Origin of the sequence: Lysinibacillus sp. FSL L8-0312 (assembly GCF_038003285.1) — a bacterium.
In the GTDB taxonomy this organism is placed as follows: Bacteria; Bacillota; Bacilli; order Bacillales_A; family Planococcaceae; genus Lysinibacillus; species Lysinibacillus fusiformis_D.
This window is the reverse complement of record NZ_JBBOOV010000001.1, coordinates 3,893,751-3,919,377: the sequence shown is the minus strand read 5'-3', so window position 1 is coordinate 3,919,377 and position 25,627 is coordinate 3,893,751. Positions and strand designations below refer to the sequence as shown.

The following is a 25,627-nucleotide window of genomic DNA, read 5'->3' as shown; positions in this document are numbered from 1 at the left end:
CTTATCTTCCTATTATTTCGGATTGTCTCACATAATGTTAAGTTTTCACATATAAAAAAGTGTGCTAATTTTGTTTAAAATTAACACACTTCCCGTTATTAGCGTTTTCGCTCTGCGTGATAGGTTACACGATCGCGTTGCTCTACACTGTCGCGGAATTCCTTGGCTGCTTCAAATGTACGTAAGTCTGCCTTTAATTCATCTTGACATTTTGTACAAAGCTTGCCTGTTGTTGTCAGGTGACCACAGTTATCACATGGATAGCCAAGGTTAGGGAACATGGCTGGCTGCAAGCGGCCTTTACGAACCCATTTATACAATAGCTCCTCTTCTGCTCCAGTTGCTTCTACGATACGCTCAACTGTTGCTGCACGGTTCTCACGTTTACGAAGGAAGCGATAAACGATTTGATAAAGCTCTTCCTCCGATTGTGCACACTTATGACATACTTCTCGGACCCCTGTATAATTAAAAAATTCATTACATTTTGGACAATTGCGAACCTCAGCCATCTGCTTTTCCTCCTCTTTCAAGAAATCTTATCTACGAATGCTATACCCATCATCTATTATACATAATACGTTGGAAAATTCATCCTTCAATTAATGTGAAGTATTGGACATTTTTAGCACCCGCCTGCATTAGCGCATCTGCGGCATGCTGAATGGTTGTTCCTGTAGTTTTAATATCGTCAAAAAGAAGGTAATCTTTATGCTCTACTTGTGAGCCTACCTTTACGCGAAAAAGAGGTGCTACATGTATGCGCTGCTCTCTATTTTTGGAGCTTTGTGTCTCTGTTGTTGTCTTTTCTAATAGCTGAATGTACGGAATAAAAGCTGCCTTTAATAGTTCCTCTGTGTGTGAGAAGGTACGCTCCTGTTGCTTGAGGGGATGCATGGGAATTGGTAGAATCATCGCTTTCTCTTTTCTAAATCGAGCACAAAGCTCCTGTCGAAATACTTTTGCAAGAGCTACATCCTGAAGAAATTTAAACTGATGTAAGTAATCTTTCATCGCGTCATTATACTGATAGAGTGCTGTAGCTGACTGTGAATGTTCAAAGCGAGCAGCACACCTATCACATATAGTCGGTGAAAACTGCTTTGTTAACAGCATTTTCCAGGATATGGTTGATGTCAACGGCTGCGAGCAAATTAAGCAATGCGATTCTATTTTATTCATTGGGAAATCCTTTTCTATTATATAAAGCAATTTTTGCACATGCCTCATCCATCTCTATTGTGATGCTGTGATGAAAGAACAAGACCTCACCAGCAGGAAAATGTCTATCCCGCCCAACACGACCCGCAATTTGAATAAGAGCGTTGGCAGTAAAAATCAATGACTCTGCTCCGATTACTGCCACCTGTACATTGCTAATTGTAATGCCTCTTTCTAATATAGTTGTAGTTAATAATCCTGGAACTTCTTTATTTCTTAGCTTCAGCACCTTTTCCTTTCGCTCCGAATCTGCTGCATGCACAGCTACTATCTTTTCATCTAGCAACTGAAAAAGGGGTTCTGCTCTATTCATTAAGGCGATTGTTGGAAAGAAGATTAAAAATGGCTGCTTTTGGCTAAGACGTTCCTCTGTCCATTTTTTTAACCTTTTGGGGATCGTACCTCGCTGGAAGCTTTTATCATAGCCCCATAAAGCACGCACTTGAGGAACTGGCAATGGATGATTGTGATAGCGTTTTGGAATAAAGGAGTAGCTTTCTTGCTGAAAGGCATGTAGTAATGATGGTGATGGGGTTGCTGTAACAAATACAATAGGAGCATGTTCTTTTTTAGCCTTTCCTACTGCTCTTTGTAGGGTTTCATCAAATGTATAAGGAAAAGCATCTGCTTCATCGACAATGATAACATCAAAAGCCTTGTCAAATCGGTAAAGCTGTTGGGTCGTTGCTATAACCATCTGGGCATAGCCATGTTGTTGTGAGACACCACCGTATAATGCATGAATAATAGTTTCAGGGAATACTTGCTGGAAGCGTGGCGTCAATTCCAACACTACATCTGTGCGTGGTGTTGCAATACAAACACGTAGCCCTCGCTTTAGCGCATCATAAACCGTTGGAAAAAGTAGCTCAGTTTTCCCAGCACCACACACTGCATGAATTAAATGCGAACGCTTTGCTTCCACACTTGCTAAAGTTTCATTTGCTGCCAGCTGTTGGAGTTCCGTGAATTGCCCTGCCCATTTGAATAAATGCTTGTACGTCTTAATGGCTTTAGGGCCAATCCAAACCATCAAATTCGTACAGCTGCTCACCCTCCCCATTTTGATACAGTGCCGACAATATAAACATTGTTGCTGGCATTTTGAACAATCAAATAGAGTGAATAATTGCGGGTTTGTATTGTGGCAGCGATTGCAACGAATAACTGGCTTCATTTGAATTCCTTCTATTAAATTGAAATATTTTCGCTCGATTGCGTTATCAATATGTGCTGATGAATATGGAGAATGATTTTTTAACCAAATGCGACCTTCATGGAAATCACGTAATGCTGGTGGTAACAGCCAACCTTTATATTTCATAATTTCTCTCCCTCAATAGAAAAAAGCCTCTACTTTGCTGTAGAGACCTTCTCATAGAAATTTTATTTTTTTGTCCAGCCTAAGCCCATCGATCCTTCACCTAAATGTGTGCCGATGACAGGGCCGAAATAGCTTAATTTAAAGCTTACGTTCGGGTACGCTTCTGCTAATTGCTCTAGCCATTCTTGTGCCTCTGCTTGGCAATTGCCGTGTATGACAACAGCGTCCATAACTTCATACTTTCTCGCATCCTCTGCTAGCAATTCCTCAGCACGTTTTAATGCTTTTTTACGTGTTCGGATTTTTTCAAAAGGCACAATCACCTTGTCTACAAAATGTAGAACAGGCTTTACTTGTAATAAGCCGCCGATCAAGGCTGCCGCAGAAGACAAACGCCCACCACGTTGTAAATGAGCTAAGTCGTCTACAATGAAGTAAGCACGGATATACTGCTGCATGTCCGCTAATGCCGCCAGTATGTCTTGCGCTGAATGGCCCTCTTTCGCCATTTCAGCAGCTTTTAAAACATAAAAGCCCTGAACCGCACAGGAAATTTCACTGTCAAAGGCATGCACTTTTATGCCTTCCACCATTTCACCTGCCTGTACTGCCCCTTGATATGTTCCACTAATACCACTTGATAAATGGATCGAAATAACCTCGTCATAATCCTTCGCTAGCTCGTCAAAGAGAGCAACAAATTCTCCGATTGGAGGCTGTGTTGTTTTTGGGAATTCTTTTGCTCCACGCACCTTATCGTAAAACTCAGATGCTGTGATGTCTACTTCTTCTGCAAATAGTTCACCTGAGATATTAACACTTAAAGGTATCATGTGAATGTTTAAGCGTGCACGTTCCTCAGCTGAAAGATATGCAGTACTATCTGTTACGATTGCCATCCTCATCCATGTCCACTCTCCTATGATTCTTAGTTTACAATCTATTTCTTCTTGGTGCAATTGTTGTTGTTTGTTCGCTGTCGCACAGGATACGGAATGAAAACAAAAAGAAATGAATGTAAAATGAATGACGAACGTGAGATTCACGTTTTCGTTATTCATTTCGCATTCATTTTCTATGTATAGTAGGCGTATCTTCACTCAATTCTTATATTGAATGAAGATAGCTCCTGTTAGTTGCCTGTACTAGACTGTGAGTCATCACCAATATAAAAGACACTTGTAACCTTCCAATCATCGTCTTCCTTCACAAAGACTGTTACTTGACGTCCTGCACTTTCGTGTTCAACATTTGTCTCAATCTGAAGAGAGTGCATTTTCATGTTGGCAAACACTTGAGCCTCTTCTGGTTCATATTTAGCAATCGTTACGTTTTCTACATCACGCTTAATATCAAATTGATCGAATACTTCTGTTGCATATGTTTTTTCTTCATCGTATTTAAAACCCTTTGGATTTTTCGAGATTGTCTTCATATAACGCTCGATTTCTTCAGCATTTAATGCAGCAATATACTCATCGAAAGATGCTAAAATTGCCTTTTCATCTGCTGCTGGCACATTTTCAGCTTTTTCCACGTTACCACCCATCATCTCAAAGCCTACTGTACCATCTTCTATTACTTTTTCTCGATCCTCGTCACTCATCTTCTCTTCTTTATTACCACATGCAGTTAAAGTTAATACGAATAAGATTAACACTGCTAGAAAACTTTTCTTTAACATCAAAAAACCTCCCGCGCATATTGTAGCATATAAATGCTGTAGTAGGAATTTTGTTGTGCTTTTTCAACATTTAGATGCTACATCTTTCTTATGACGCATTTGCTTGTAAAATGTTGCACGTTCTATTAGTTTTCATGTTTATACGTATAAACAGTCCCTTTTAGCAATGTTACAAAATTGTGAATAGCCTCTTCATGATTTCGTAAACCTTTATAAATAATTACCAAAAAACAATAAAAAACTGTTTTAAAAACTACTTCATTAGAAAGCAGCCTTTAAAAACAGTTTTAGCACTTATCGTACTTCCACCCAACCATTTTTAATGGCTGTTACAACAGCTTGTGTACGGTCATTAACATTCATTTTTTGTAGAATACTTGAAACGTGGTTTTTAACCGTTTTTTCAGAGATAAACAATGTCTCACCAATTGTACGGTTTGATTGACCATCTGTTAATAGCTGTAATACTTCACATTCACGTTTAGTTAATAAATGGAATGGACGACGAATTTCCGTTTGGTGGAAGTTCCCTTTATTTTCGTGTTCAGACAGGCGTTTGAACTCAGCTACTAGGTTTTTTGTTACTTTTGGATGTAAATAAGATCCACCATTAGCAACGACTTTGATCGCTTCAACGATTTCATCGGCATCCATCTCTTTTAACATATAGCCAAGAGCACCTGATTTTAATGCATGTGTCACATATGTTTCATCATCATGGATCGACAGCATAATCACTTTCGCATCAGGAAAATCATTGATTAACTCTGACGTTGCTTCTACTCCATTTTTACCTGGCATGTTAATATCCATTAATACAACATCTGGTTCGTTTTCAGCATATAACGTAACCACGTCAGTACCATCATCACCTTCAGCTACTACATCAAACGTATCTTCAAAATCTAAAATGCGTTTTACTCCTTCGCGGAATAGCTGGTGATCGTCTACAATTATAATCTTTGTCATTTGTCTTTACCCCCTAAATTTCTGCAACATTGCATCACTCTACTTCTAACGGTATTTTAAATAAAACCGTTGTCCCTCGATTGATTTCACTAGTAATCGTGATTGTACCATTTAAAATTTCGATACGTTCTTTCATTCCTAAAATCCCAAAGGAATGGTCTTTCACTACTTGTGGATCAAAGCCAATGCCATCATCTTTCACAACGATATTGACAGCTTCTTTTAACCACTCAAGCTTTACCCAAATGTCTTTACATTTGCCATGCTTCATGGCATTTGTTACGCATTCCTGCACTAATCGGAAAATGGATACCTCATAATTTGAAGGTATACGTTTTTCTGTACTTCTCGATTGGAAATGAACTTCAACACCTGGGTTATATTCAGTTACTGTCGATAAATACTTCTTTAATGTCGGAACAATTCCCAAATCATCAAGTGCCATTGGTCGTAGATCATAAATAATACGTCGCACCTCAGATAAAGCATTTCGCACCGTTTTCTTTAAATCAGCAATTTCAGCCAATGCATTTTCAATACCCTTTTCACGATACGTTCTATCTATTAAATCAGTGCGCATTAGTACATTTGCAAGCATTTGAGCAGGTCCATCATGAATCTCTCTCGATAAACGCTTACGCTCTTCTTCTTGAGCTGCAATAATACGTATCCCAAAATCTTGCTTCATTTTTGCTTGTTCAAGCGCTAAACCAACATTTTTTAAATCTGAAGTTAAGTAATTCAAAATGACATTTACCTGATTGACAATATGATCAGCACGTTCAATCGTATCGAGTAATCCTCTTAATCTTCTCTCTAGATCATCTCTTTTATCGCGTAGCTGTTTTTCTTGCGTTCTAATAACGGAGAGCTTTACCTGGAAATCATGTGCAGTTTCATATGCTTCTCTAACTTGTTCTTCGGTATAATTATCAAAAGCTTTACTTACTAATACAAGTCTTTGCTTAGCAAGCTGCGTACTTTTTTCCAGAGCATCGCCTTCATCAATTACAATTGATATTTGTTTTCGAACAATTTCCAGCTCTTTTTGCATATCTTCAAAGCTTCTTCGGCTTTGTTCACTTATAATAAAGATGTCATCCTTTGAGCTCATGATTGTATCTAACATTCGATTGAAAATGTCATCAAGCGACTTTAAATCGAAGGTATCATTTGAAAACATAGTATACTCCCCAGTCTAATGTCTTATGATTACTCACTATTTTAATAGACCAATTTCATATATTCCATAGTCTACACCCATTATAGCATTACCATGCTAAAATTTAATGCTTTTTCTACACGAAAATTATAGAATAGAACTCTAATTAAAAGGAGATTGATACGGATGAGAGAAAACTATTTAACAGTAAAAGGATATGGTGAAAGCGAAATTGTTATTTCCAAATCCCGCTTTCTCACTTATATAGAACGTGCAGAAACGGAAGAGGATGCAATTTCCTTTATAGATCGTATAAAAAAAATGCATCATAATGCAACACATAACTGCTCAGCCTATATTATTGGTGAGCATGATCATATTCAAAAAGCGAATGATGACGGGGAACCTAGTGGTACGGCTGGCGTCCCTATGTTAGAGGTCTTAAAAAAACAAGGCTTAAAAGATACGGTCGTCGTAGTTACTCGCTATTTTGGAGGTATTAAGCTCGGTGGCGGTGGTCTCATTCGTGCTTACGGGAAAGCGACAACAGAGGGTCTCATTGCTGCACAGGTAGTTGAACGTAAACTTCATCATTTCATGAAGGTAGCCATTGATTACACATGGCTAGGGAAAGTCGAAAATGAAATAAGAGGTTCATCTTACTCTTTAGAGGAAATACGGTATTTAGAGGGTGTCGAAATCATTACTTCTGTGTTAAAAGAGGAAGAAGAGCAGTTCCGAAATTGGATTACAGAAATCACGAATGGACAAGCATCCATTTCATTCGAAGATGCTCAATTTATAGAATTTATTGTCAAATAAATAGTTTTAATTGTCGAAACTAAATATGCATAGTATAATTTTTTTGTTAGGCTATTTTTATTGACCATTCGTTTGCTTTATTGTAATTGAATAAAATTTAGCTTTATCGCATTATTATTCCCAATAATTAGAGGAGAATATATCTAATATGAAAAAAAGATCTGTTAAACCGTACAAAAAAAGATCTTCTAAAGCTTCCTTAATTATAAAAGTTACACTACTATTAGTTGCCAGCTTGGTGATTTGTGTAACGGCTTATGGTGTTTACCTTACAAAACAGGTAGAGCATGCTGCAAACTCAGCATACGAGGAATTAGAAGGTCGACAGGTTTCTACTCAGCGAGAAGAAAAAGTAGAGCCAGTACATGATAATGTATCTATTTTATTTGTCGGGGTTGATGATAGTGATAATCGTGGACAGGGTTCTGAAAACTCACGTTCCGATGCACTTATTTTAGCTACGTTAAATAACAAAACACATACAATTAAAATGTTAAGTATTCCTCGTGATTCTTACGTTTATATTCCTAAGGTCGGTTATAAAGATAAAATTACTCATGCTCATGCAATGGGTGGAACACTTACTACTATCGAAACAGTAGAACAACTATTTGACATTCCAATCGACTATTATGTGCGTATGAACTTCAATGCCTTCATTGACGTTGTCGATGCACTCGGTGGTATTGAAGCAGAGGTACCTTATGCTTTACACGAATTAGATGAATTTGATAAATTCACAATCAATTTACAGCCAGGCTTACAGCATTTAAACGGTAGCGAGGCTCTTGCCCTTGCAAGAACACGTAAGCAAGATAGTGATATTGAGCGTGGTAAACGTCAACAAGAAATTCTTTCAGCTATTATCAAAAAAGTTGCTTCTGTTGGTTCCATCACAAAGTATGATGATGTCATTAAAGCCCTTGGTGATAACATGAAAACAGATATGACATTCACTGAAATGAAATCCTTCATATCTTATTTATCAAAAGGTGCTCCACGTATCGACTCTTTAACATTGGATGGTACAGATGACATGTCTACTGGTATATATTATTATCAGTTAAATCAGGATTCTGTAGATGAAGTGAAGGAAATCTTCAATAACCATCTTGGACGGAATGAAAGTTCATCAAGCCTAACAAGTGGCAATACTTCAGGAACAGACAGTGCTGCAAGCGATGATAATTCAGCCATTGAATAACCAGTAATGACTTTCCAAAGCCCTTAGACAAGCCATCTTGTCTAGGGGCTTTTTATATTACTTCCCCAATGATTAAACTGCTCTTTTCATTTACCCTGTCATGAACTAGTTAAACAAGCCTATTTTAGCTTTCCTCCCCTTCCATTTCCTATACATTATAATGGTAATGTCCGTCAGTAATGGTTCACTCAAAGTTGCTATTTATGTTTATCAATAAGAAAGACATTGAGAAGCGCTCTCTTAAGCTATACATCCAAGTAGTTTCTTTGGCAGTAAAAGTAAGCCTCACCTGCATGGACAATGTTTTTAGATCTATTAAGGTTTTCCATCACAATCCATGCTTTTGCTTCGCGTCCGCAAAGACACATTCAATCGTCTCTTTGCGCTTTGCATAAATTTGTTTGCTGTCATAGGAATGTCGTAAATGTTCAGCTTCCTCTAAATATAATTCCAAAATATGGTGTTGAATGAGTTATTTTCTGTACATTGTGATGCATGGTTATATTGGCGATACGTCATATTCGTTGCGATTTCTTTCATTTTCGTACTAAATGCTTCTTAGGTACTAATGAATCAATCGTTAACATCTCTAATCGTTCACGATGAAGTATTTTATGTAGAAGCTGATTGGTGCGAAGTAGTGGCAATAACAAAGCGAGGGAAGCAACTCGCCCCCGCCTTTAGCATCAATCGACGGTTTTAATAAAAAAAGACTGTAGATAATCTCAATTTTTTTGAGTTTATCTACAGTCTGAGCAATCATACAAAATGTATGATTGCTTTCGTTTTATTTACTGAAAATCCGTACAAAGTTTAATAATGGTCTATAGTTTTTACCTGCTAGCCCAATGACCTCAACAAAGATTTCAATGGCTGTTAAAATAACAGCTACAAGTAAAATAGCTCCCCATAATTTTGCCATAGAGAAGATGATCGCTGCTAATCCAAACATCATCGCGATGCCATAAATAATTAATACAGTTTGACGATGTGTAAAGCCCATATCCAGTAAACGGTGGTGTAAGTGAGATTTATCTGGATCAGACCATTTCTTCTTCATGCGTACACGACGAACAATCGCAAAGAATGTATCAGAAATCGGTACACCAAGAATAATAATTGGGATGATTAAAGCTACGAATGCAACATTTTTAAAACCAAGTAATGCCAACACGGAAATCATAAATCCGAGGAACAATGCCCCTGTATCACCCATAAAAATTTTCGCTGGGTGGAAATTATAAAATAAGAAACCAAGTGAAGCTACAGCTAAAATGGCTGCTAGCGCTAAAACAAACATATTGCTCATAATAAACGCCATGATTGCTAATGTAATGAGTGCAATTGTAGAAACACCTGCTGCTAGGCCATCTAAGCCATCAATTAAATTAATAGCATTTGTAACCCCAACAATCCAAATAATTGTTAATGGGATACTTAGTAAACCAAAGTCTAATGTACCTAAGAATGGTAAGTTAACCATTTCAATTTGAATTCCACCTACAAAAACAACAATTAGTGCGGCACCTAGCTGACCAATCATCTTTGCCTTGGCAGAAATCTCACGCATATCGTCAATAACACCAGTGGCAACGATAATACAAGCACCTATAATGATTGCTAACAAAGATTCGGGACTACCATGTTTAGTATGGATTAAAAATGAATATAAAATCGTCACACCAATTATAAACGCAAGGAAAATGGCTAAGCCGCCAAGTCTTGGCATAATTCGAGCATGTACTTTTCGGTAGTTTGGTGCATCAACAGCACCTATTCTAAACGCTAAACGTTTCACTAATGGAGTTAACAAAATGGATGCAACGAACGCTGCTATTAAAGACACGTAAAGCATGTCTCTCCTCCTCAAATAAATAATCTACATTGAAATCCAAATTGATTATAGCATGAACAAGCATTGAAATATACTTTTTCTAAACATTTTCCACGATTTCACAAATATTTTGTACATTTTAGCATTCATAGATTCCTATACAGTCAATTGTAGTCACCATTCGCAAAATTTGATAAAATAATGAAGTGTCTAGCATGTAGACAACTTTAAAGGAGCGTATATTTCATGTTCTCAATTTTCAAAAGTAACAAAGAGCAAACTAGTGCTCGTCAATTAAAGCGCTACTATAAAATAGTAGATCAAATTAATAATCTTGAAGAAACGTATGTTAACAAGTCAGATGCTGAATTAAGAGAAATGACTTTTATTTTCAAAAATCAATTAGAACAAGGTGAGCCTATTACATCAATCATCCCGGACGCCTTTGCAGTTGTACGCGAAGCCTCAAAGCGTGTATTAGGTATGCGTCATTTTGATGTACAGCTTATCGGTGGTCTTGTATTGACTGAAGGCAATATCGCTGAAATGCCTACAGGTGAAGGTAAAACACTCGTTGCTTCCCTTCCCTCTTATGTACGAGCATTAGAAGGTAAAGGCGTTCACGTTATCACAGTAAATGATTACCTTGCAAAACGAGACTATGAGTTAGTTGGTCAAATCCATCGGTTCCTTGGCTTAACTGTTGGTTTAAATGTACCGATGATGGAGCAAGATGAAAAAAAATTAGCTTACAACGCAGATATTACATACGGTGTTGGAACTGAATTCGGTTTCGATTACTTACGTGATAATATGGCCCATAGCTTAGCAGATAAGGTTCAACGACCATATCACTTTGCCATTATTGATGAAGTAGATAGTGTCCTGATTGATGAGGCCAAAACACCTCTCATTATCGCAGGTAAAATGGCATCGAATAACGAATTACATCAAATTGCTGCCATGCTAGCCAAACGTTTCAAAGTCGAGGAAGATTATGATTTTGATGAAGAAACAAAAGCTACTTCCTTAACAGACAAAGGTATTGAAAAGGTTGAGGCTGCCTTCAATATTGATAATCTGTATGATTTAGAACATCAAACACTTTTCCATTATGTGATTCAAGCAGTTCGTGCACACGTCATGTTTAAACGTGATGTAGATTACATCGTTAAAAACGACAAAATTGAGCTTGTTGATATGTTTACTGGCCGTATTTTAGAAGGTCGCTCACTCTCTGATGGCTTACATCAAGCAATTGAAGCCAAAGAGGGCGTTACCATCACGGATGAAAATAAATCAATGGCGCAAATTACAATTCAAAACTATTTCCGTATGTATCCGAGACTTTCTGGGATGACGGGTACAGCGAAAACACAGGAAAAGGAAATTCGAGAAGTGTACGGTATGGAAGTTGTGCAAATTCCAACCAACCGTCCACGTCAACGTGTCGATCAGCCTGATATTATTTTTAGCACCCAAGAGGCAAAATATAAATATGTTGCAGCTGAGACTAAAAAACGTCATGAAAAAGGTCAACCAATTCTCATTGGTACAACATCAATCTTACAGTCCGAAACGGTTGCTGATTATCTAAAAAAAGAAAAATTAACTTTCCAATTACTCAATGCAAAAACCGTAGAGCAAGAAGTAGAGCTTATTTCACAAGCAGGTCAAAAAGGTCGTATTACTGTAGCAACAAATATGGCTGGTCGTGGTACAGATATCGTGCTAGGGGAAGAAGTGCATGATCTTGGTGGTTTATATGTAATGGGTACAGAAAAGCATGAAAGTCGACGTGTAGATAATCAGTTACGTGGTCGTTCAGGTCGTCAAGGAGACATAGGCGAAAGCCGCTTCATTCTCTCTATTGAAGATGATATGTTCCGTCGTTACGCAAAAGAAGAAGTTGAAAAATTCTCTGCAAAAATGGTCACAGATGAAAATGGCATTATTCAAAACAAAGAGGTGCAGGAGCTTATAGATCGTACGCAGCGCATTGTGGAAGGTTCTCAATACGGCATGCGTGAATACAACTTAAAACTAGATGATGTTATTAATGATCAACGCACGGTTCTTTATGGATTACGTGACAAAATTTTAGCTGGTGAAGACTTAATGGGCGAGCTGAAAAAAATGCTACGTGAAACAGTTGATTTTGCTGTTCGTGATGCTGCACCAGAAGATGTTTCTTCTATCGAATGGGATTATGATCGTATGGAGCAAACATTAAACTCACTATTCATTACGCCTGTTACAATCGATCGTGAGGTCGGAAGAATTAAACAGATACTAGCAGATATCGAACCATCTGAACTAGAACTACTTAATAAAATCGAAAAATTCTCTGAAAATGAGCAAATACTTCAAGCTATCCCTCAAGTTATGCTTAGCTACATCGATAGTGGCTGGGTAAGACATTTGGAAGCCATGGCGCATTTAAAAGAAGGAATAGGCTTACGTCATTATCAACAAGAAGATCCGATGCGAATTTACCAACGTGAAGGACTGGAATTGTTCGGTAAAAATTTCCAAGAACTACGTCGTTCAATCATTATAGAAATTACAAGCTTCATGAAAACAATTGAAGCACAGCAGGAGGAACAATAATGGGCTTATTTTCATTCTTTAAAAAATCAGACAAAATCGTTCAAGAAAACACAATTGACTCAAAAGACTTGCTAGGTACTGTTTCTACAAATAAAGGTGAAAACCGTGATGTTGAAACAAAGCTTTCTTTCCATCCAGAATGGGACGTACCTCAGGAGCAAAAATATATCTTTAACTTCCTTGCTAATGAGCTAGAACCATTGAAACCAAATCAATTATCTCTATCTTCTATTAGTATTGAAGAAGGTCGTGGTGGAAAATGGCTAGTACGTGCATTTTTCCGTTCATCTTTACCACAAGCGATTGAGCTAGGTGAAATCGAACTATTCATTATGGATAAAAATGATGAGCTTGTAGCATCTAAAAAATTCGATTTTAAAGCACTTGGCACAATTCCAGCAGAAAGTGCTCGTCCATGGGTATTCGAATTTGACAAGTCTACAATCAAAGTTGATGAGGTTCCTGAAGAAGGCTGGAAAATTGCCTTTAACCTTGTTTCCCTTCGCGGACACCAATTAGAGCTTGATCCATCTTGGGAAAAGCAATTACCAGCAGCTCAAAAAGAGGAGCTTGAAAAAATCGTTAAAACATTACCAGAGCTAGGCGAAACAGAGGTAAACTTCACAGGTTTACAGGCAAAGCTAGCTGAAAATGGTAATTTAAATGTATCGATCTTTATCCGCAATGGCCACAATAAAGCAATTAATCTTGAACAATTGCCATTAGAAATTATTGATGCAACAGGCAAACAAATTGCCAAAGGTTCATTTAAAATGGACCCAATCTTAACTGTGCAACCAAACTCAACTAAGCCTTGGACATTTGTTTTCCCAGCAGAGCTTGTTGATGCAAATGATGCTGATCTCTCCCGTTGGACAGCGCGTGTTACACAATAACATCAAAACCCCCCTTCTTTCGTTAAGAAGGGGGTTTGTTTATGTCATATAAAAAGTGATTTCTGCGTAAGCAAAAATCACTCCTTTTTTATTTCACACTATCAAAACGTTTATAAGCTACTAGTTTAGAAGACCAGTAAGTGTAAGTAACATCTGAAATTTCTACGCCATCTGTGCCCGCGTGGATGAATTTATTATCCCCAATATAAATGCCCATATGAGAAATACCTTCTTTATATGTATTTTCAAAGAAAACTAGATCTCCTGGTACTGGGTTTTCCACAAGTGTTGTGTTGCCATTAAAATACCCCTCACTACTTGTTCTTCCTATTTTTAATCCGCCTTGATTAAAGGCATAGAAAATAAATCCACTGCAGTCAAGACCCACTGGCGTATTACCACCGTATAGGTAGGGTGTCCCAACCAATGTATTTGCCACTTCAACTGTTTTTTTATAAATAGCTTGTCCATTTGCTGTAGGATCTTTATCTGTCACTTTGGATGGTGTGCCCGTATCTGAAGTCACATTATTATGTATAGATTCGCCCCCGGGTTTCACGGCTCCTGAAGAAATCTTTAGTACTTGTCCAATGTAAATTATGTCTTTCTCAAGCTTGTTCCATTCCTGTATATCTTTAATTGACACATTATATTGCTTTGCAATTTTTGATAATGTGTCACCTTTCGCTACTGTATGAGAGCCAGCAGTAGGTTTGACAGATGTTGATGGGGTTGAAGGTTTTGTCCCCTCACTCGTTGTTTGCTTTTGAATTTCAAGCTTTTGAGCTACAAAAATCGTATCTTTCGATAGATTATTCCACTTCATAATATCCTCAATCGTAACTTGATGATGTTGCGCGATTTTGGATAAAGTATCGCCTTTTTGTACGGTGTAAGTTGCTGCTTCTGCTGTTTGTAGTGCTAAAAATGAAGTTGCGATAGTACTTAAAACAAGAATTCTCCATTTTTTTGTCTTTTGCATACCAAATTGCCTCCGTTCGTGCTAGAATATTTCCTTGTGTGTCTATCATACTAGATAACTGCTTCATGAAAAATCGGAAATACTGACTATTTTTCAAACATTTTAGTAATCCTATAGAATACGACAAAATCCGACTATATTGCAATAATATATTCATTGCCAGATTCTTGTTCCTATGATAACATACACTTCTGTATTTAAAATTTTTAGAAAGTTTTATCTTTTCAATCTTAAAGGAGTTTTTATACTTATGAAAAACATCTTGCATTTCATCAAAGGAAATTTAGCAGTAGGATTGCTATTATTTGCCTTATTCTTGGGTGCTGGGAATATTATTTTTCCACCGTTATTAGGTCAACAAGCAGGTGAAAATATCACAGTTGCTATGATCGGTTTCTTAATAACAGGTGTCGGTTTACCACTATTAGCTATCGTTGCTGTCGCCAAAGCAGGAGGCGATTTACAGCTGCTTGCCAATCGTGTTAGCCCTGCTTTTGGCGTAATCTTTACATCCATTGTTTATTTAGCCATTGGACCGTTCTTCGCTGTACCGCGAACTGGATCTGTGTCCTATGAAATAGGGATTGCACCGTTCCTTCCTGAAGCGATGAAGGGGCATTGGGCGCCGCTTTTAATCACATCTATTTTATTTTTCGCCCTAATTCTTTATCTCTCTATTAACCCTTCGAAGCTTGTCGATCGAGTAGGAAAAATCTTAACACCTGCCCTGCTTCTAGTTATTTTATTGCTCGCTGTCAAAAGCTTTATCTCTCCAATGGGAGAACCAGGGGAAGCAGCAGGAAAATATATTAGCTCTCCTTTTGCTGAAGGCTTTGTACAAGGGTACTTAACAATGGATGTTCTAAGTGCACTTGTTTTCGGTATCGTTATTTTACAAGCTTTACGTGATATGGGCATGACAGATAAGAAAAAGCAAGTTAATACGACGATTTTTGCTGGTGTGGTTGCAGCTATAGGTTTATCTTTTGTTTATATCTCACTCGGTCATATCGGGAATACAAGTATTACTGCAATTGGTGCCTCTGCCAATGGCGGAGATATTATTGCAAAATCAGCGGAAGTGCTTTTTGGTAGTCTTGGAAGTATTATTTTGTCTGCTACTATTTTACTAGCTTGTATATCAACGGCTGTCGGTTTATTAACTGCTAATGCCCAATATTTCCACAAGCTCTTCCCAAAAATCTCGTACAAGACATTTTTGATTGTCTTCACTATTATTAGTGCAGCTATTACAAATGTTGGTCTTTCAACAATTATTAGTGCATCTTTACCTGTACTGTTAATCATTTATCCACTGGCGATGGTATTGATGGTATTATCATTAGCGGACCATTTCTTTAAAGGTGGACAAATTGTTTATATTTTAGCGCTCATTCCAACTTTCCTTGTTAGCCTTTACGGTGGCTTAAAAGAAATGAAGGTAGAAATCGCGCCGTATGAAAACATGCTAAAAGCATTGCCTCTGTATGAGCAAAATTTAGGATGGCTTTTACCAGCCATAGTTGGCGCATTTATTGGCATTATGATTCATAAGCTAACTAATAACGCCTCAGCGAAATAAAAAAATAATTTATTGGAATCTGCTTGCTGTTCATAACAAGCAGATTCTTTTATCTTATTTAATCCCCCCACAATTCCTACAGCTCATGTATAATAAAAAATAGATACTCAATTGTAAAATGTATCCATCCATTAAACACCTAATGAGCATGGTGCATTCCTTTTTCGAGTTCTAGAAAAGAGGTGTCCAATGAAAAAATTAATGTGGTCGTTTGTATTTGTTCTAGCCTTCTTTCTAATTCCTTTCACGGCTACTCATGCTGCAAGTAATGATCAACAGCTTATGAAGGAAATTAAGGAGATCATTAAAAATACTTATGTTGGAACAATCGATGGAAACTTAGAGAAAGCCACGTCCATCTCAGAAATCATGGAGATGCTTGATCCATATTCCACTTATTTTACAAAGCAAGAATTTGAGGATTATATGAATAGCATTAACCTATCAACAATTGGGATTGGTGTTATAATTGAAGAACACGAAGATGGGATTCATATTTTACAAGTAATTGAAGGTAGCGGCGCCTTTGAAGCTGATATTAAGGCTGGAGATATCATCATTGCCGTTAATGGTGAATCTATTATTGGTCGCTCTACACAAGAAACCTCTTCCCTCTTAATCGGTAATGAAGGGACCCAAGTGAAGGTTACAATCAAGCATAATAATGAAACAACAACGACTAAAACTATTACACGAAAAAAATTCACATTACCAAATGTACAATCTGAATTACTGTTTGGGCATGTTGGCTATATTTCGTTGGCTTCCTTTTCTGAAGATGGCGCACAGCTTGTCAAAAAAGCGCTTATTGACTTAAAACAACGTGGTGCAACATCGTTCATATTGGATTTACAAAATAATGGTGGGGGTTACGTGACAACAGCGGAAGAAATGACAGGATTATTCCCATCTGCTAAAATCGCCTATTTATTAGAGGAAGCACACGCCTCCTACACAATACCAGCAGTTCACCAAAATACAAAATTTCCAAAAAATACTCGTATTCTCGTGAATCGCTATAGTGCTAGTGCTTCTGAAATGCTTTCCGCCTCACTAAAAGACCAAAAGGCGGCTATATTATATGGTGAAACAACCTATGGAAAAGGTGCTATGCAAGGCTTTTATACCTTACATGATGGAAGTTATTTAAAGCTAACAGTCGGTAAATTTACAGGACCTGCTAGTCAGATTATTCACGAAGTAGGGGTTAAGCCAAATATACAAACAACATCAGCTCCTATTTTCCAAGCACATTTTGATGCTCTAAAGGAACAGTATCCAAAATATAGAAAGTTATCTACTGCAAAGAGTAATGCAACAAAAGAAAAAGTAAGTGTGAAAATCCCTGCAGTTCTTTCTTCACAAATTGCTAAAGATCACGTTCAACTAGTTGCTTTAGGGGCAAATGAAGTATCTATAACTGCTAAAGTTGAAGGGCAAACACTTGTCGTTACCCCAGCAAAACCTTTAGTAGCAGATCAAGAATATATGCTTCTTATTCATGCAAATAGCAAGGGTCAAAAAGGCTACTATCAGCATATAAAAATAAATCAGTAAAAAAATTCCTCTCATCGATAGACATTTTATCGTTGAGAGGATTTTTTATATCGTTTCTTTTGTTTTCCAAAAATATAATTGTATAATATCATTTGCTAGATCAGCAGGTAATCTTTTTTGCTCTAATAAATAAATTATGATGAGTCGCTCCATTGATCCTACTAAGCTGTCTATCATTATTTTCATATCCACACTATACATCTGGAAATCTTTGTCGCAATCATGAAGATAAATTAGGTGGATAATTTGCTGTGTCAGTTGTGTTTTCACTATATGGGATTGCTCTGATTCGATAAAACCGATTTTTGCCAATTTGGGATTTTCCGTAATATAAACGAACAAGTTTAATAACTTTTGCTCTAACAGCGTGACAAATCCTTTTAAGCCGTTTTCAACAATTTCAGTTGATTGACTTTCCAGCGCTCCCAAAAATCCACTTTGGAATTGTATATTTAAATCATTATAAAGGGCATCCTTGCTTTTAAAATACAGATAAAAAGTAGGCTGTGTTACATTGGCAGCCTTTACAATGTCACTAATTTTTGTCTGATAATAACCTTTATCAGAAAATAGCTCTATCGCTTTTTCAAGTAATATTTGTTTGCTTCGCTCTCCATTTGAATTAAATTTTCTGCCTCTTGCCATACTTTCCACCTTATCTTAGTTTAAAGTAGTCATATTGCCTTCAGTATTACAAATCAAAAGTAACTATATCTTCACAAATTGTACATATTTTATCCATGATTATACACCATTCTATTATAATACACCCACTTTTTTTTTACTATGAACTACTATTAATATGATATTTATAATGGAAATAAAAAAGTAATTATCTTAGAATTTCTTCTAAAGATAATTACTTTTAATGTTATATTAAAATACTAACAGGATTCAAAAATCAATTGAGCGCCTCGGTTAAATATCAGAAAATTCCCTCAACAATTACATGCTTTATGTAATACACATACCTTTCAACATAATTCAAAACTATTATTTTGAAAAGTTCCTTTTATTGAAAAAAATTTTTTATTTGTTTTTTTCACTTTCAAAAGTCAATCAATACAATAGTTTTCTCCCCTTATTGCTTCTTGAAAAAATTTTTTTCTAAAAATCTAGCCATTTTACTTTTCAAAAAAAGTGTTATAATCGCCAAGAATTTAAAATTTTCAATTTTGGAGGCATATGATGGTATTACGTGATTTTTTCATTTACTTATCAGAAAACAAATTATTAAATAGCGCTGCACAAAAATATGGTCTAAAAATGGGTGCTCAAAGTGTAGTTGCTGGAACAAGCTTACCTGAAGTTGTGCAATCGATTAGAGAATTAAACAATGCTAATATTTCATGTACAGTCGATAATCTAGGCGAATTCGTCTACGAAAAATCAGAAGCAACAGCTGCAAAAAATAATATTTTAGCTGTTGTTCAAGCTATTCATGATGAAAAGCTTGATGCTCACATCTCCCTTAAGCCTTCTCAATTAGGTTTAGATATTGATTATGCATTTTGCTACGAAAACTTAAAAGAAATCGTGGCTCTGGCACATCAATATAACATTTTCGTAAATTTCGATATGGAAAACTACGAACGCTTACACAGCTCTTTTGAACTATTAGAGGAGCTACACAAAGAGTTTGATAACGTAGGTACAGTTATTCAAGCTTACTTCTTCGAGTCAGAAGAAAATATTGAGAAATACAAAAACTTCCGATTACGAATCGTTAAAGGTGCCTACAAAGAGCCAGAAAATGTAGCATATCAATCAAAAGGTGATATTGATCGCAACTATTTAAAACTAATCGAGTATCATTTATTACATGGTAAATTTACTTCGATTGCTACACATGACCATAATGTTATTAACCATGTAAAACAATTTGTGAAGCAACATAATATTCCAAATGAAAAATTCGAATTCCAAATGCTATATGGTTTCCGTAAAGAAATGCAGCTAGATCTTGCACGTGAAGGCTATAACTTCTGCACATACCTACCATTTGGTAACGATTGGTACGGTTACTTTATGCGCCGTTTAGCAGAACGCCCACAAAATGTGGCACTTGTGACAAAACAAGTGTTTAATAAAAAAACAAATATGGCAATCGGCTTAGGAGCTGCGGCATTTGCTCTTGGTCGCCTTTCAAAAAAAGGAAAATAATCATTACAAGCTAGATGTTATCCATCAGTTAGATAGTTCTATCCATCAATTTAGTGATTCTATCCGTCAGTTAGATAGTTCTATCCATCAATTTAGTGATTCTATCCGTCAGTTAGATAGTTCTATCCATCAATTTAGTGATTCTATCCATCAGTTAGATAGCTCTATCCATCAATTTAGTGAGTCTATCCATCAAATCAACAATAAAAGCGAAAACATCGTTAATCAATGTTTTCGCTTTTTTTATTGAGCTTATAGTTTTTAACGCGATATTGTAAGCTTTGACGACGAATCCCCAATGCCGCAGCCGTTTTAGAAATATTCCCCTGATGAAAATCTAACGCCTTCGAAATATAGTACTCCTCTACCTCTTTCATGTAGACGTCTAACGGTCGGATATCCTGCTGATTTTTAATTACAAACAAGTCACTCGTAGATACTTCTTTTTCCGTTTCCTCACATGAGCTTTGGATTTTCCATTTGAAATGGACAGGCAACATATGTGACTCCACAATCATTTCATTGGTAATCAACGACGTAATTTCATCCAATAGAACTTCCAATTCCTTTAGATTACCTGGCCAATCATATTTTAAAAAGGTTTCACGCACTTCTTCTGAAAGCCCTTGAATTGATGAGCCAAAGCTATCACGATGCCGTTTGAAATAGTCATCGATAAAGGGCATGATATCCTCTTTTCTTTCTCGTAAAGGTGGTACATATATTGTGATGCCAGAAAAAAGTCGATACAGCTTTTTAGATAGCTCTTGCTTTTGAATTAAATCAATTGGGTCTTTGCCAACACTAGCGATTAGAACATGCTGATGATTTGGGTGATTATTAAAAAGCTCAACAATCTTTTCCTGTGCTTCAAGCGATAAATATTCGATACGCTCTGCAAAAAAAGTGATTTTTTCCTTTTCAATAATATATTTTTCAAATTGCTTTAAAACCGTTTTTTCGTCTCGACGGCAAATTAAAGCAATAAACATATCATTTTGAACCTTTAGATCATGATGAATTCCCTCAGCCACCATATCAATGCCTGTACCTGATTCCCCTATTAAGACAACAGGCATTCTACTTAGCGCTACAATCTTTGCTTTTTCAATAACATCCTTCATGACTGGTGATACAGCGGTGATAATATCAAATGTCAATGGTGCGCCATATCTTCTTAATGGCTGATACATCATATATTCAAGCTGTGTAATATCTCGCGCAAATTCCACAGCCCCCACTAAAGCACCTTCATAGTGCAACGGATAAATATTGCTTATATAGGTCACTTCTTGATTTTTTTTATTCCAATACGTTTTTTTGATATTGTAAATGGGTGTTTCAGAGCTGAGGACCTTATAAATATCACTTTTTTCAATCTCAAAATCAATAATCTCTAAGGCTCGCCTTTCCTCAAACTCATCTTCGTTAACACCCTCTAATTCCCTCATTTTTTTATTATATATGAGCAACTTGCCATCCGTATCTACGACGCAAATTCCCATATCACCTTTTTCAATGACATATTTATAAATACTTTGTAGTACATTATTATCCATCTTGTCCTCCTGTATTCCATTAAGCTTATTCTAACACCAATACGAAAAACAGATGCAAAAATTGAAAAAATTTTAAGATTTGAGTTGATAAATGCCAAATTATATTGCATTATATAATTATCACAATCTTAAAAGGTGCATAATCATTTGGCATCACTTATTCATGGGGAGGAAACTGACATGATTCCATACAAACACGAACCATTCACAGATTTTTCACAAGAGGTAAACTACAATGCTTATGTGGAGGCTTTAAATAAAGTTGAAGGTTACTTAGGTCAAGACTACCCACTTATTATTGGTGGCGAGCGCATTACAACAGAAGATAAAATTGTTTCGTACAATCCTGCAAAGAAAACAGAAGTGATTGGCCGTGTGTCAAAAGCAAGCAAAGAGTTAGCTGAAAAAGCGATGCAAGCAGCGGATGAAACATTTAAAACATGGAAAAAAGTTGACCCTGCGATTCGTGCTGACGTTTTATTCAAAGCAGCAGCTATTATTCGTCGTCGTAAACATGAATTCTCTGCATTATTAACAAAAGAAGCAGGGAAACCTTGGGCAGAGGCAGATGCAGATACAGCGGAAGCAATCGACTTCTTGGAATACTATGGTCGCCAAATGCTACGCATTAAAGGCGGTCAACCAGTAGAAAGCCGTCCAGGCGAATACAACCGTTATGACTATATTCCATTAGGAATCGGTATCGTTATTTCTCCTTGGAACTTCCCATTTGCGATCATGGCTGGTACAACAGTGGCCGCTTTAGTAACAGGGAACACAGTCTTATTAAAACCAGCTTCTACAACACCAGTAGTGGCGTATAAATTTATCGAAGTATTAGAAGAAGCAGGTCTTCCAGCAGGTGCCGTGAACTTCGTACCAGGTTCTGGTGCTGAAGTAGGCGACTACTTAGTTGATCATCCAAAAACACGCTTCATCAGCTTCACAGGTTCACGTGATGTTGGTTTACGTATCAACCAACGTGCTTCTGTATTAAATGATGGTCAAATTTGGATTAAACGTGTCATCGCTGAAATGGGCGGAAAAGATACAATCGTGGTTGATAAAGAAGCAGACTTAGAATTAGCTGCACAATCAATCGTCAAATCAGCATTTGGCTTCTCAGGTCAAAAATGTTCAGCATGTTCTCGTGCAGTCATTGTAGAAGATGTATATGAGCAAGTTGTTAATCGTGTAGAAGAATTAACAAATGCTTTAACAGTTGGAGATCCAACAGATTTCAGCAACTTCATGGCAACAGTTATTGACCAAGCGGCATTCAACAAAATTACGGAATACATCGAAATCGGTAAAGGCGAAGGTCGTCTAGTGGCTGGTGGTACAGCAGATGATTCAGTTGGTTACTTCGTACAGCCAACTGTGTTCGCAGACGTAGAACCTTCTGCACGTATTATGAAAGAAGAAATCTTCGGGCCAGTGGTAGCAATCGCAAAAGCAAAAGATTTCGATCACGCTATTGAAATTGCGAACGATACAGAATACGGTTTAACAGGTGCAGTCATCACGAAAAACCGTGTGAACTTAGAAAAAGCACGTGAAGAATTCCATGTAGGAAACCTTTACTTCAATCGTGGCTGTACAGGTGCCATCGTTGGCTACCAACCATTTGGTGGCTTCAACATGTCAGGTACAGACTCAAAAGCAGGTGGACCAGACTACCTACAACTGCATATGCAAGCAAAAACAACTTCAGAAATGCTTTAATATTTTTCAAAAATGCCGTCCATTCCAAACAATGGGCGGCATTATTTTTTGGGCTAAACAGAAAACCACTATATAATAGAAGAAACTCATATGAATTTTGATTCACTCCCCCTCCCTTATTCCATACAAAATCTTTCTACAAAAACGAAAAGCCTACTTATTTCCTAGAATTCGTTGGCATATTTTATGATATTTCTAACATTTGACCCTTAACTTGATTGTATAACTTTGTTAAAATGATATCAGTTTAGGAGGGTAAAACTATGAAAAAACGATCAATTTTTATGTTGCTTATGATGCTTATTAGTGTAGTCATTTGGCAACCACAATCGGCCAATGCTGATGAGCTATCAGGCCATATGCACGAAAGTGGCTTGCGTTATTTAATCTCTAAAGATGCATTGATTAAAGATGCAAACGGCAGCTATCGTCCAAATGACACGGTTACACGCGGTGAATTTGCCACATACATAGCAAAAGCTTTAGATTTAGGTACAAAAAGCGACATGACGTTTACAGATGTCTCAGACACCTATTTATATGCAAATGAAATTAAGCTTGCCGCTACTGCTGGAATTATCACAGGGTATACAGATGGCTCTTTTAAGCCTGACGCACGCATTTCAAGAGAGCATATGGCAGTTATGCTAATTAGAGCGGTGGATTATTTAAAAATACCAAAAGGTACTTCTTCTATTACGTTTAAAGACAATGCCACTATTTTTAAAGATTTCCGTCAGGATATTGCCATTGGTGCACAATTAGGACTGATTAAAGGAAGCTCTAATGGCATGTTTTTACCTAGAGACAATGCCACTATCGGTGAAGCTTCAACATTCATTCTACGTTTAATTCTTCTTGCCGATCAAATGGGTACTGAGAATAACGAAAACAACGGAAACTCAGAGAATAATAGCAATAATAATGGAAACGCTGGTAACAACGAAAATACTGGGAATAACGGTAATACTACAGCATATATCATCAAAGAAATTTCAAATGGCAATCTAGTAGACAAGCAAAGCCTTCCTACCTTTGAAGCAGCTGAAAAAGCGATGACAAGTAATTCGTTAGTGATTACTCAAAATAATAAAATTATAAAAATGACTTCGGGTTATGTTGTAACGAATAATTACGTTGCACTGAACTCTGAAATAATTAAGGATCAAATCGCTGTTGCTGGTAATACAGAAATGGAGTATCTAGGCAGTGATGCCACACAAGTAAAAGTACGCTTAGCTGGTCATGTAGGCTATTTAAAACAGGCTGACGTTAGCTTAATTCCTTCTGCATTAGTGAAGGGACGTTCTTTCTATTCAAATGAAAATGGTGAAATCAAGCATACCCTATATGATTATAAAACGAATAAGTATTCCTCTAGTTACGTGTACGGTAAGGCTCCTAGCTTTATGAAGCAAGGCGAAAAATACTTTAGCTGGGATGGCATTAATTTTACAAATGCCAATGGTTCTTCAAAAGGAGAAGGCTATAATTACTATCAATTCCTACCCGCTCGTGCGACAACTCAATATACAGCAGAAGAGCTAGATCAATATATTTTGCAAAAATTAGCGGAAGTTGAAAGCTCAGGTGCTACCATTTATAAGGATGCAACAACAAAAAGTAAATTAATTGGCTTAGGCTCTGTGTTAAAGGAAGTAGAAGCAAATGCCCATATTAATGCTATGCTTATTTTATCTCTAGCACAGCATGAGAGCGCTTATGGTATGAGTGATCACGCGCAAAACTTGAACAATCTATTTGGTTTATATGTCTATGACACAAACCCATTAAACAAAAAGTTTGATAGTGTTGGTGCAAACATTAATGAGCTTGTTGAAAGGTTCTTACAGCCAAATTATATTACACCAGGAGGACGTTATACGAATGGTGCAGTGGTCGGTTCTAAGGCTATCGGTTTCAATGTAAAATACGCTTCAGATCCATTCTGGGGCGCTAAAATTGCTGGACACTACTATCGAGCAGAAAAGGCTTTAGGCTTTAAAGATGCAAATAACCCTTATAAAATTGCCCTAACTACAACAGCTGGTCTAAATGTTCGTGCAGACGCATCAACAAGTCAAAGTCCATTGTTCACATTTAGCAAAAGTAATATGCCCGTCATTGTCACAGATACAGGAGCAAATGGTTGGTATCAAGTTGTTTCAGATAAATTACCCACTGAACCTGCCTATATTAGTAAGGATTATATTAAATTCATCAATACCGTGAAATAATAGTAAATGGCTGCCTCCTAAGGAACGAGGCAGCCATTTTTTTATAGATTTGTTTGTATTTTTCGAATGCGGGTATGTATAAAGTAAGAAAAACGA

The 25,627-nt window shown here is 36.9% G+C and carries 21 protein-coding genes and 1 pseudogene; 10 read left to right on the top strand and 12 right to left on the bottom strand.

Features of this window, described 5'->3' with window-relative positions; all coding sequences use genetic code 11:
- Positions 1-98: 98 nt before the first annotated feature.
- The 7 genes from MHI22_RS19615 to MHI22_RS19585 form a co-directional block, all read right to left on the bottom strand.
- Positions 99-512 carry a TIGR03826 family flagellar region protein gene (locus MHI22_RS19615; protein WP_036121090.1) on the bottom strand — a complete coding sequence of 138 codons (414 nt, stop codon included), beginning with the start codon at positions 510-512 and terminating at the stop codon, positions 99-101.
- 79 nt (positions 513-591) lie between these two features.
- Positions 592-1,182, bottom strand: coding sequence for a ComF family protein (locus MHI22_RS19610; RefSeq protein WP_058843854.1), 591 nt, complete (start codon positions 1,180-1,182; stop codon positions 592-594).
- Complete coding sequence (locus MHI22_RS19605; protein ID WP_340812564.1) at positions 1,175-2,545, bottom strand: DEAD/DEAH box helicase; 1,371 nt, start codon at positions 2,543-2,545, stop codon at positions 1,175-1,177. Before MHI22_RS19605 ends, MHI22_RS19610 begins: the two co-directional genes overlap by 8 nt.
- 62 nt (positions 2,546-2,607) lie before the next feature.
- Entirely contained in the window at positions 2,608-3,450 is an 843-nt protein-coding gene (locus MHI22_RS19600) for a DegV family protein (protein ID WP_340812563.1), read from the bottom strand.
- A gap of 227 nt (positions 3,451-3,677) precedes the next feature.
- Positions 3,678-4,229: a DUF3225 domain-containing protein gene (locus tag MHI22_RS19595; RefSeq protein WP_036121101.1), complete on the bottom strand. Its 552-nt coding sequence runs from the start codon at positions 4,227-4,229 to the stop codon at positions 3,678-3,680.
- Between the two features lie 294 nt (positions 4,230-4,523).
- Entirely contained in the window at positions 4,524-5,198 is a 675-nt protein-coding gene (locus MHI22_RS19590; protein WP_036121104.1) for a response regulator transcription factor, read from the bottom strand.
- A gap of 34 nt (positions 5,199-5,232) precedes the next feature.
- On the bottom strand, positions 5,233-6,381 hold the full coding sequence (locus tag MHI22_RS19585) for a sensor histidine kinase (RefSeq protein ID WP_036121108.1): 1,149 nt from the start codon (positions 6,379-6,381) through the stop codon (positions 5,233-5,235).
- Between the two features lie 165 nt (positions 6,382-6,546).
- Between MHI22_RS19585 and MHI22_RS19580 the strand changes: the two genes are divergently transcribed.
- A complete protein-coding gene (locus tag MHI22_RS19580; RefSeq protein WP_330493576.1) occupies positions 6,547-7,182 on the top strand; it encodes a YigZ family protein in 636 nt (211 codons plus the stop codon).
- A 148-nt stretch (positions 7,183-7,330) separates the two neighbouring features.
- The gene (locus MHI22_RS19575) at positions 7,331-8,386 is read left to right on the top strand and encodes an LCP family protein (RefSeq protein WP_058843858.1); all 1,056 of its coding nucleotides are present in this window, start codon (positions 7,331-7,333) and stop codon (positions 8,384-8,386) included.
- 184 nt (positions 8,387-8,570) lie between these two features.
- Here MHI22_RS19575 and MHI22_RS19570 read toward each other — a convergent pair.
- Positions 8,571-8,858: pseudogene (locus tag MHI22_RS19570) on the bottom strand (transposase); the annotation flags it as partial.
- Between the two features lie 315 nt (positions 8,859-9,173).
- Positions 9,174-10,241: a glycosyltransferase family 4 protein gene (locus MHI22_RS19565; protein WP_036121117.1), complete on the bottom strand. Its 1,068-nt coding sequence runs from the start codon at positions 10,239-10,241 to the stop codon at positions 9,174-9,176.
- Positions 10,242-10,466: 225 nt separating this feature from the next.
- Here MHI22_RS19565 and secA2 point away from each other — a divergent pair, with 225 nt between their 5' ends.
- Together secA2 and MHI22_RS19555 are read left to right on the top strand one after the other, a co-directional pair.
- Positions 10,467-12,830, top strand: a complete 2,364-nt coding sequence (gene secA2 / locus MHI22_RS19560) for an accessory Sec system translocase SecA2 (RefSeq protein WP_036121120.1) — start codon at positions 10,467-10,469, stop codon at positions 12,828-12,830.
- Positions 12,830-13,726 carry an accessory Sec system S-layer assembly protein gene (locus MHI22_RS19555; RefSeq protein WP_036121124.1) on the top strand — a complete coding sequence of 299 codons (897 nt, stop codon included), beginning with the start codon at positions 12,830-12,832 and terminating at the stop codon, positions 13,724-13,726. The genes secA2 and MHI22_RS19555 overlap by 1 nt, the downstream gene beginning before the upstream one ends.
- An 88-nt stretch (positions 13,727-13,814) precedes the next feature.
- Here MHI22_RS19555 and MHI22_RS19550 read toward each other — a convergent pair whose 3' ends face one another.
- Positions 13,815-14,708: a C40 family peptidase gene (locus tag MHI22_RS19550; RefSeq protein WP_036121127.1), complete on the bottom strand. Its 894-nt coding sequence runs from the start codon at positions 14,706-14,708 to the stop codon at positions 13,815-13,817.
- A gap of 250 nt (positions 14,709-14,958) precedes the next feature.
- Here MHI22_RS19550 and brnQ point away from each other — a divergent pair, with 250 nt between their 5' ends.
- Positions 14,959-16,290: a branched-chain amino acid transport system II carrier protein gene (gene brnQ / locus MHI22_RS19545; RefSeq protein WP_340812562.1), complete on the top strand. Its 1,332-nt coding sequence runs from the start codon at positions 14,959-14,961 to the stop codon at positions 16,288-16,290.
- A gap of 189 nt (positions 16,291-16,479) precedes the next feature.
- Positions 16,480-17,847 carry a S41 family peptidase gene (locus tag MHI22_RS19540; protein ID WP_340812561.1) on the top strand — a complete coding sequence of 456 codons (1,368 nt, stop codon included), beginning with the start codon at positions 16,480-16,482 and terminating at the stop codon, positions 17,845-17,847.
- A 45-nt stretch (positions 17,848-17,892) separates the two neighbouring features.
- Here MHI22_RS19540 and MHI22_RS19535 read toward each other — a convergent pair whose 3' ends face one another.
- Complete coding sequence (locus MHI22_RS19535) at positions 17,893-18,492, bottom strand: TetR/AcrR family transcriptional regulator (RefSeq protein WP_340812560.1); 600 nt, start codon at positions 18,490-18,492, stop codon at positions 17,893-17,895.
- Positions 18,493-19,035: 543 nt separating this feature from the next.
- Between MHI22_RS19535 and MHI22_RS19530 the strand changes: the two genes are divergently transcribed.
- Both MHI22_RS19530 and MHI22_RS19525 read left to right on the top strand, forming a co-directional pair.
- Entirely contained in the window at positions 19,036-20,010 is a 975-nt protein-coding gene (locus MHI22_RS19530; RefSeq protein WP_058843863.1) for a proline dehydrogenase family protein, read from the top strand.
- Positions 19,982-20,260 carry a hypothetical protein gene (locus MHI22_RS19525; protein ID WP_340812559.1) on the top strand — a complete coding sequence of 93 codons (279 nt, stop codon included), beginning with the start codon at positions 19,982-19,984 and terminating at the stop codon, positions 20,258-20,260. Before MHI22_RS19530 ends, MHI22_RS19525 begins: the two co-directional genes overlap by 29 nt.
- Here the strand turns inward: MHI22_RS19525 and MHI22_RS19520 are convergent.
- Entirely contained in the window at positions 20,232-21,569 is a 1,338-nt protein-coding gene (locus MHI22_RS19520; protein ID WP_036121141.1) for a helix-turn-helix domain-containing protein, read from the bottom strand. The genes MHI22_RS19525 and MHI22_RS19520 overlap by 29 nt on opposite strands.
- Positions 21,570-21,749: 180 nt before the next feature.
- Here MHI22_RS19520 and pruA point away from each other — a divergent pair, with 180 nt between their 5' ends.
- Positions 21,750-23,294, top strand: coding sequence for an L-glutamate gamma-semialdehyde dehydrogenase (pruA, locus tag MHI22_RS19515; RefSeq protein ID WP_340812558.1), 1,545 nt, complete (start codon positions 21,750-21,752; stop codon positions 23,292-23,294).
- Positions 23,295-23,557: 263 nt separating this feature from the next.
- Positions 23,558-25,531 (top strand): S-layer homology domain-containing protein, encoded by a 1,974-nt coding sequence (locus tag MHI22_RS19510; RefSeq protein ID WP_340812557.1) that lies wholly within the window; start codon positions 23,558-23,560, stop codon positions 25,529-25,531.
- The last annotated feature ends 96 nt before the right edge of the window (positions 25,532-25,627 follow it).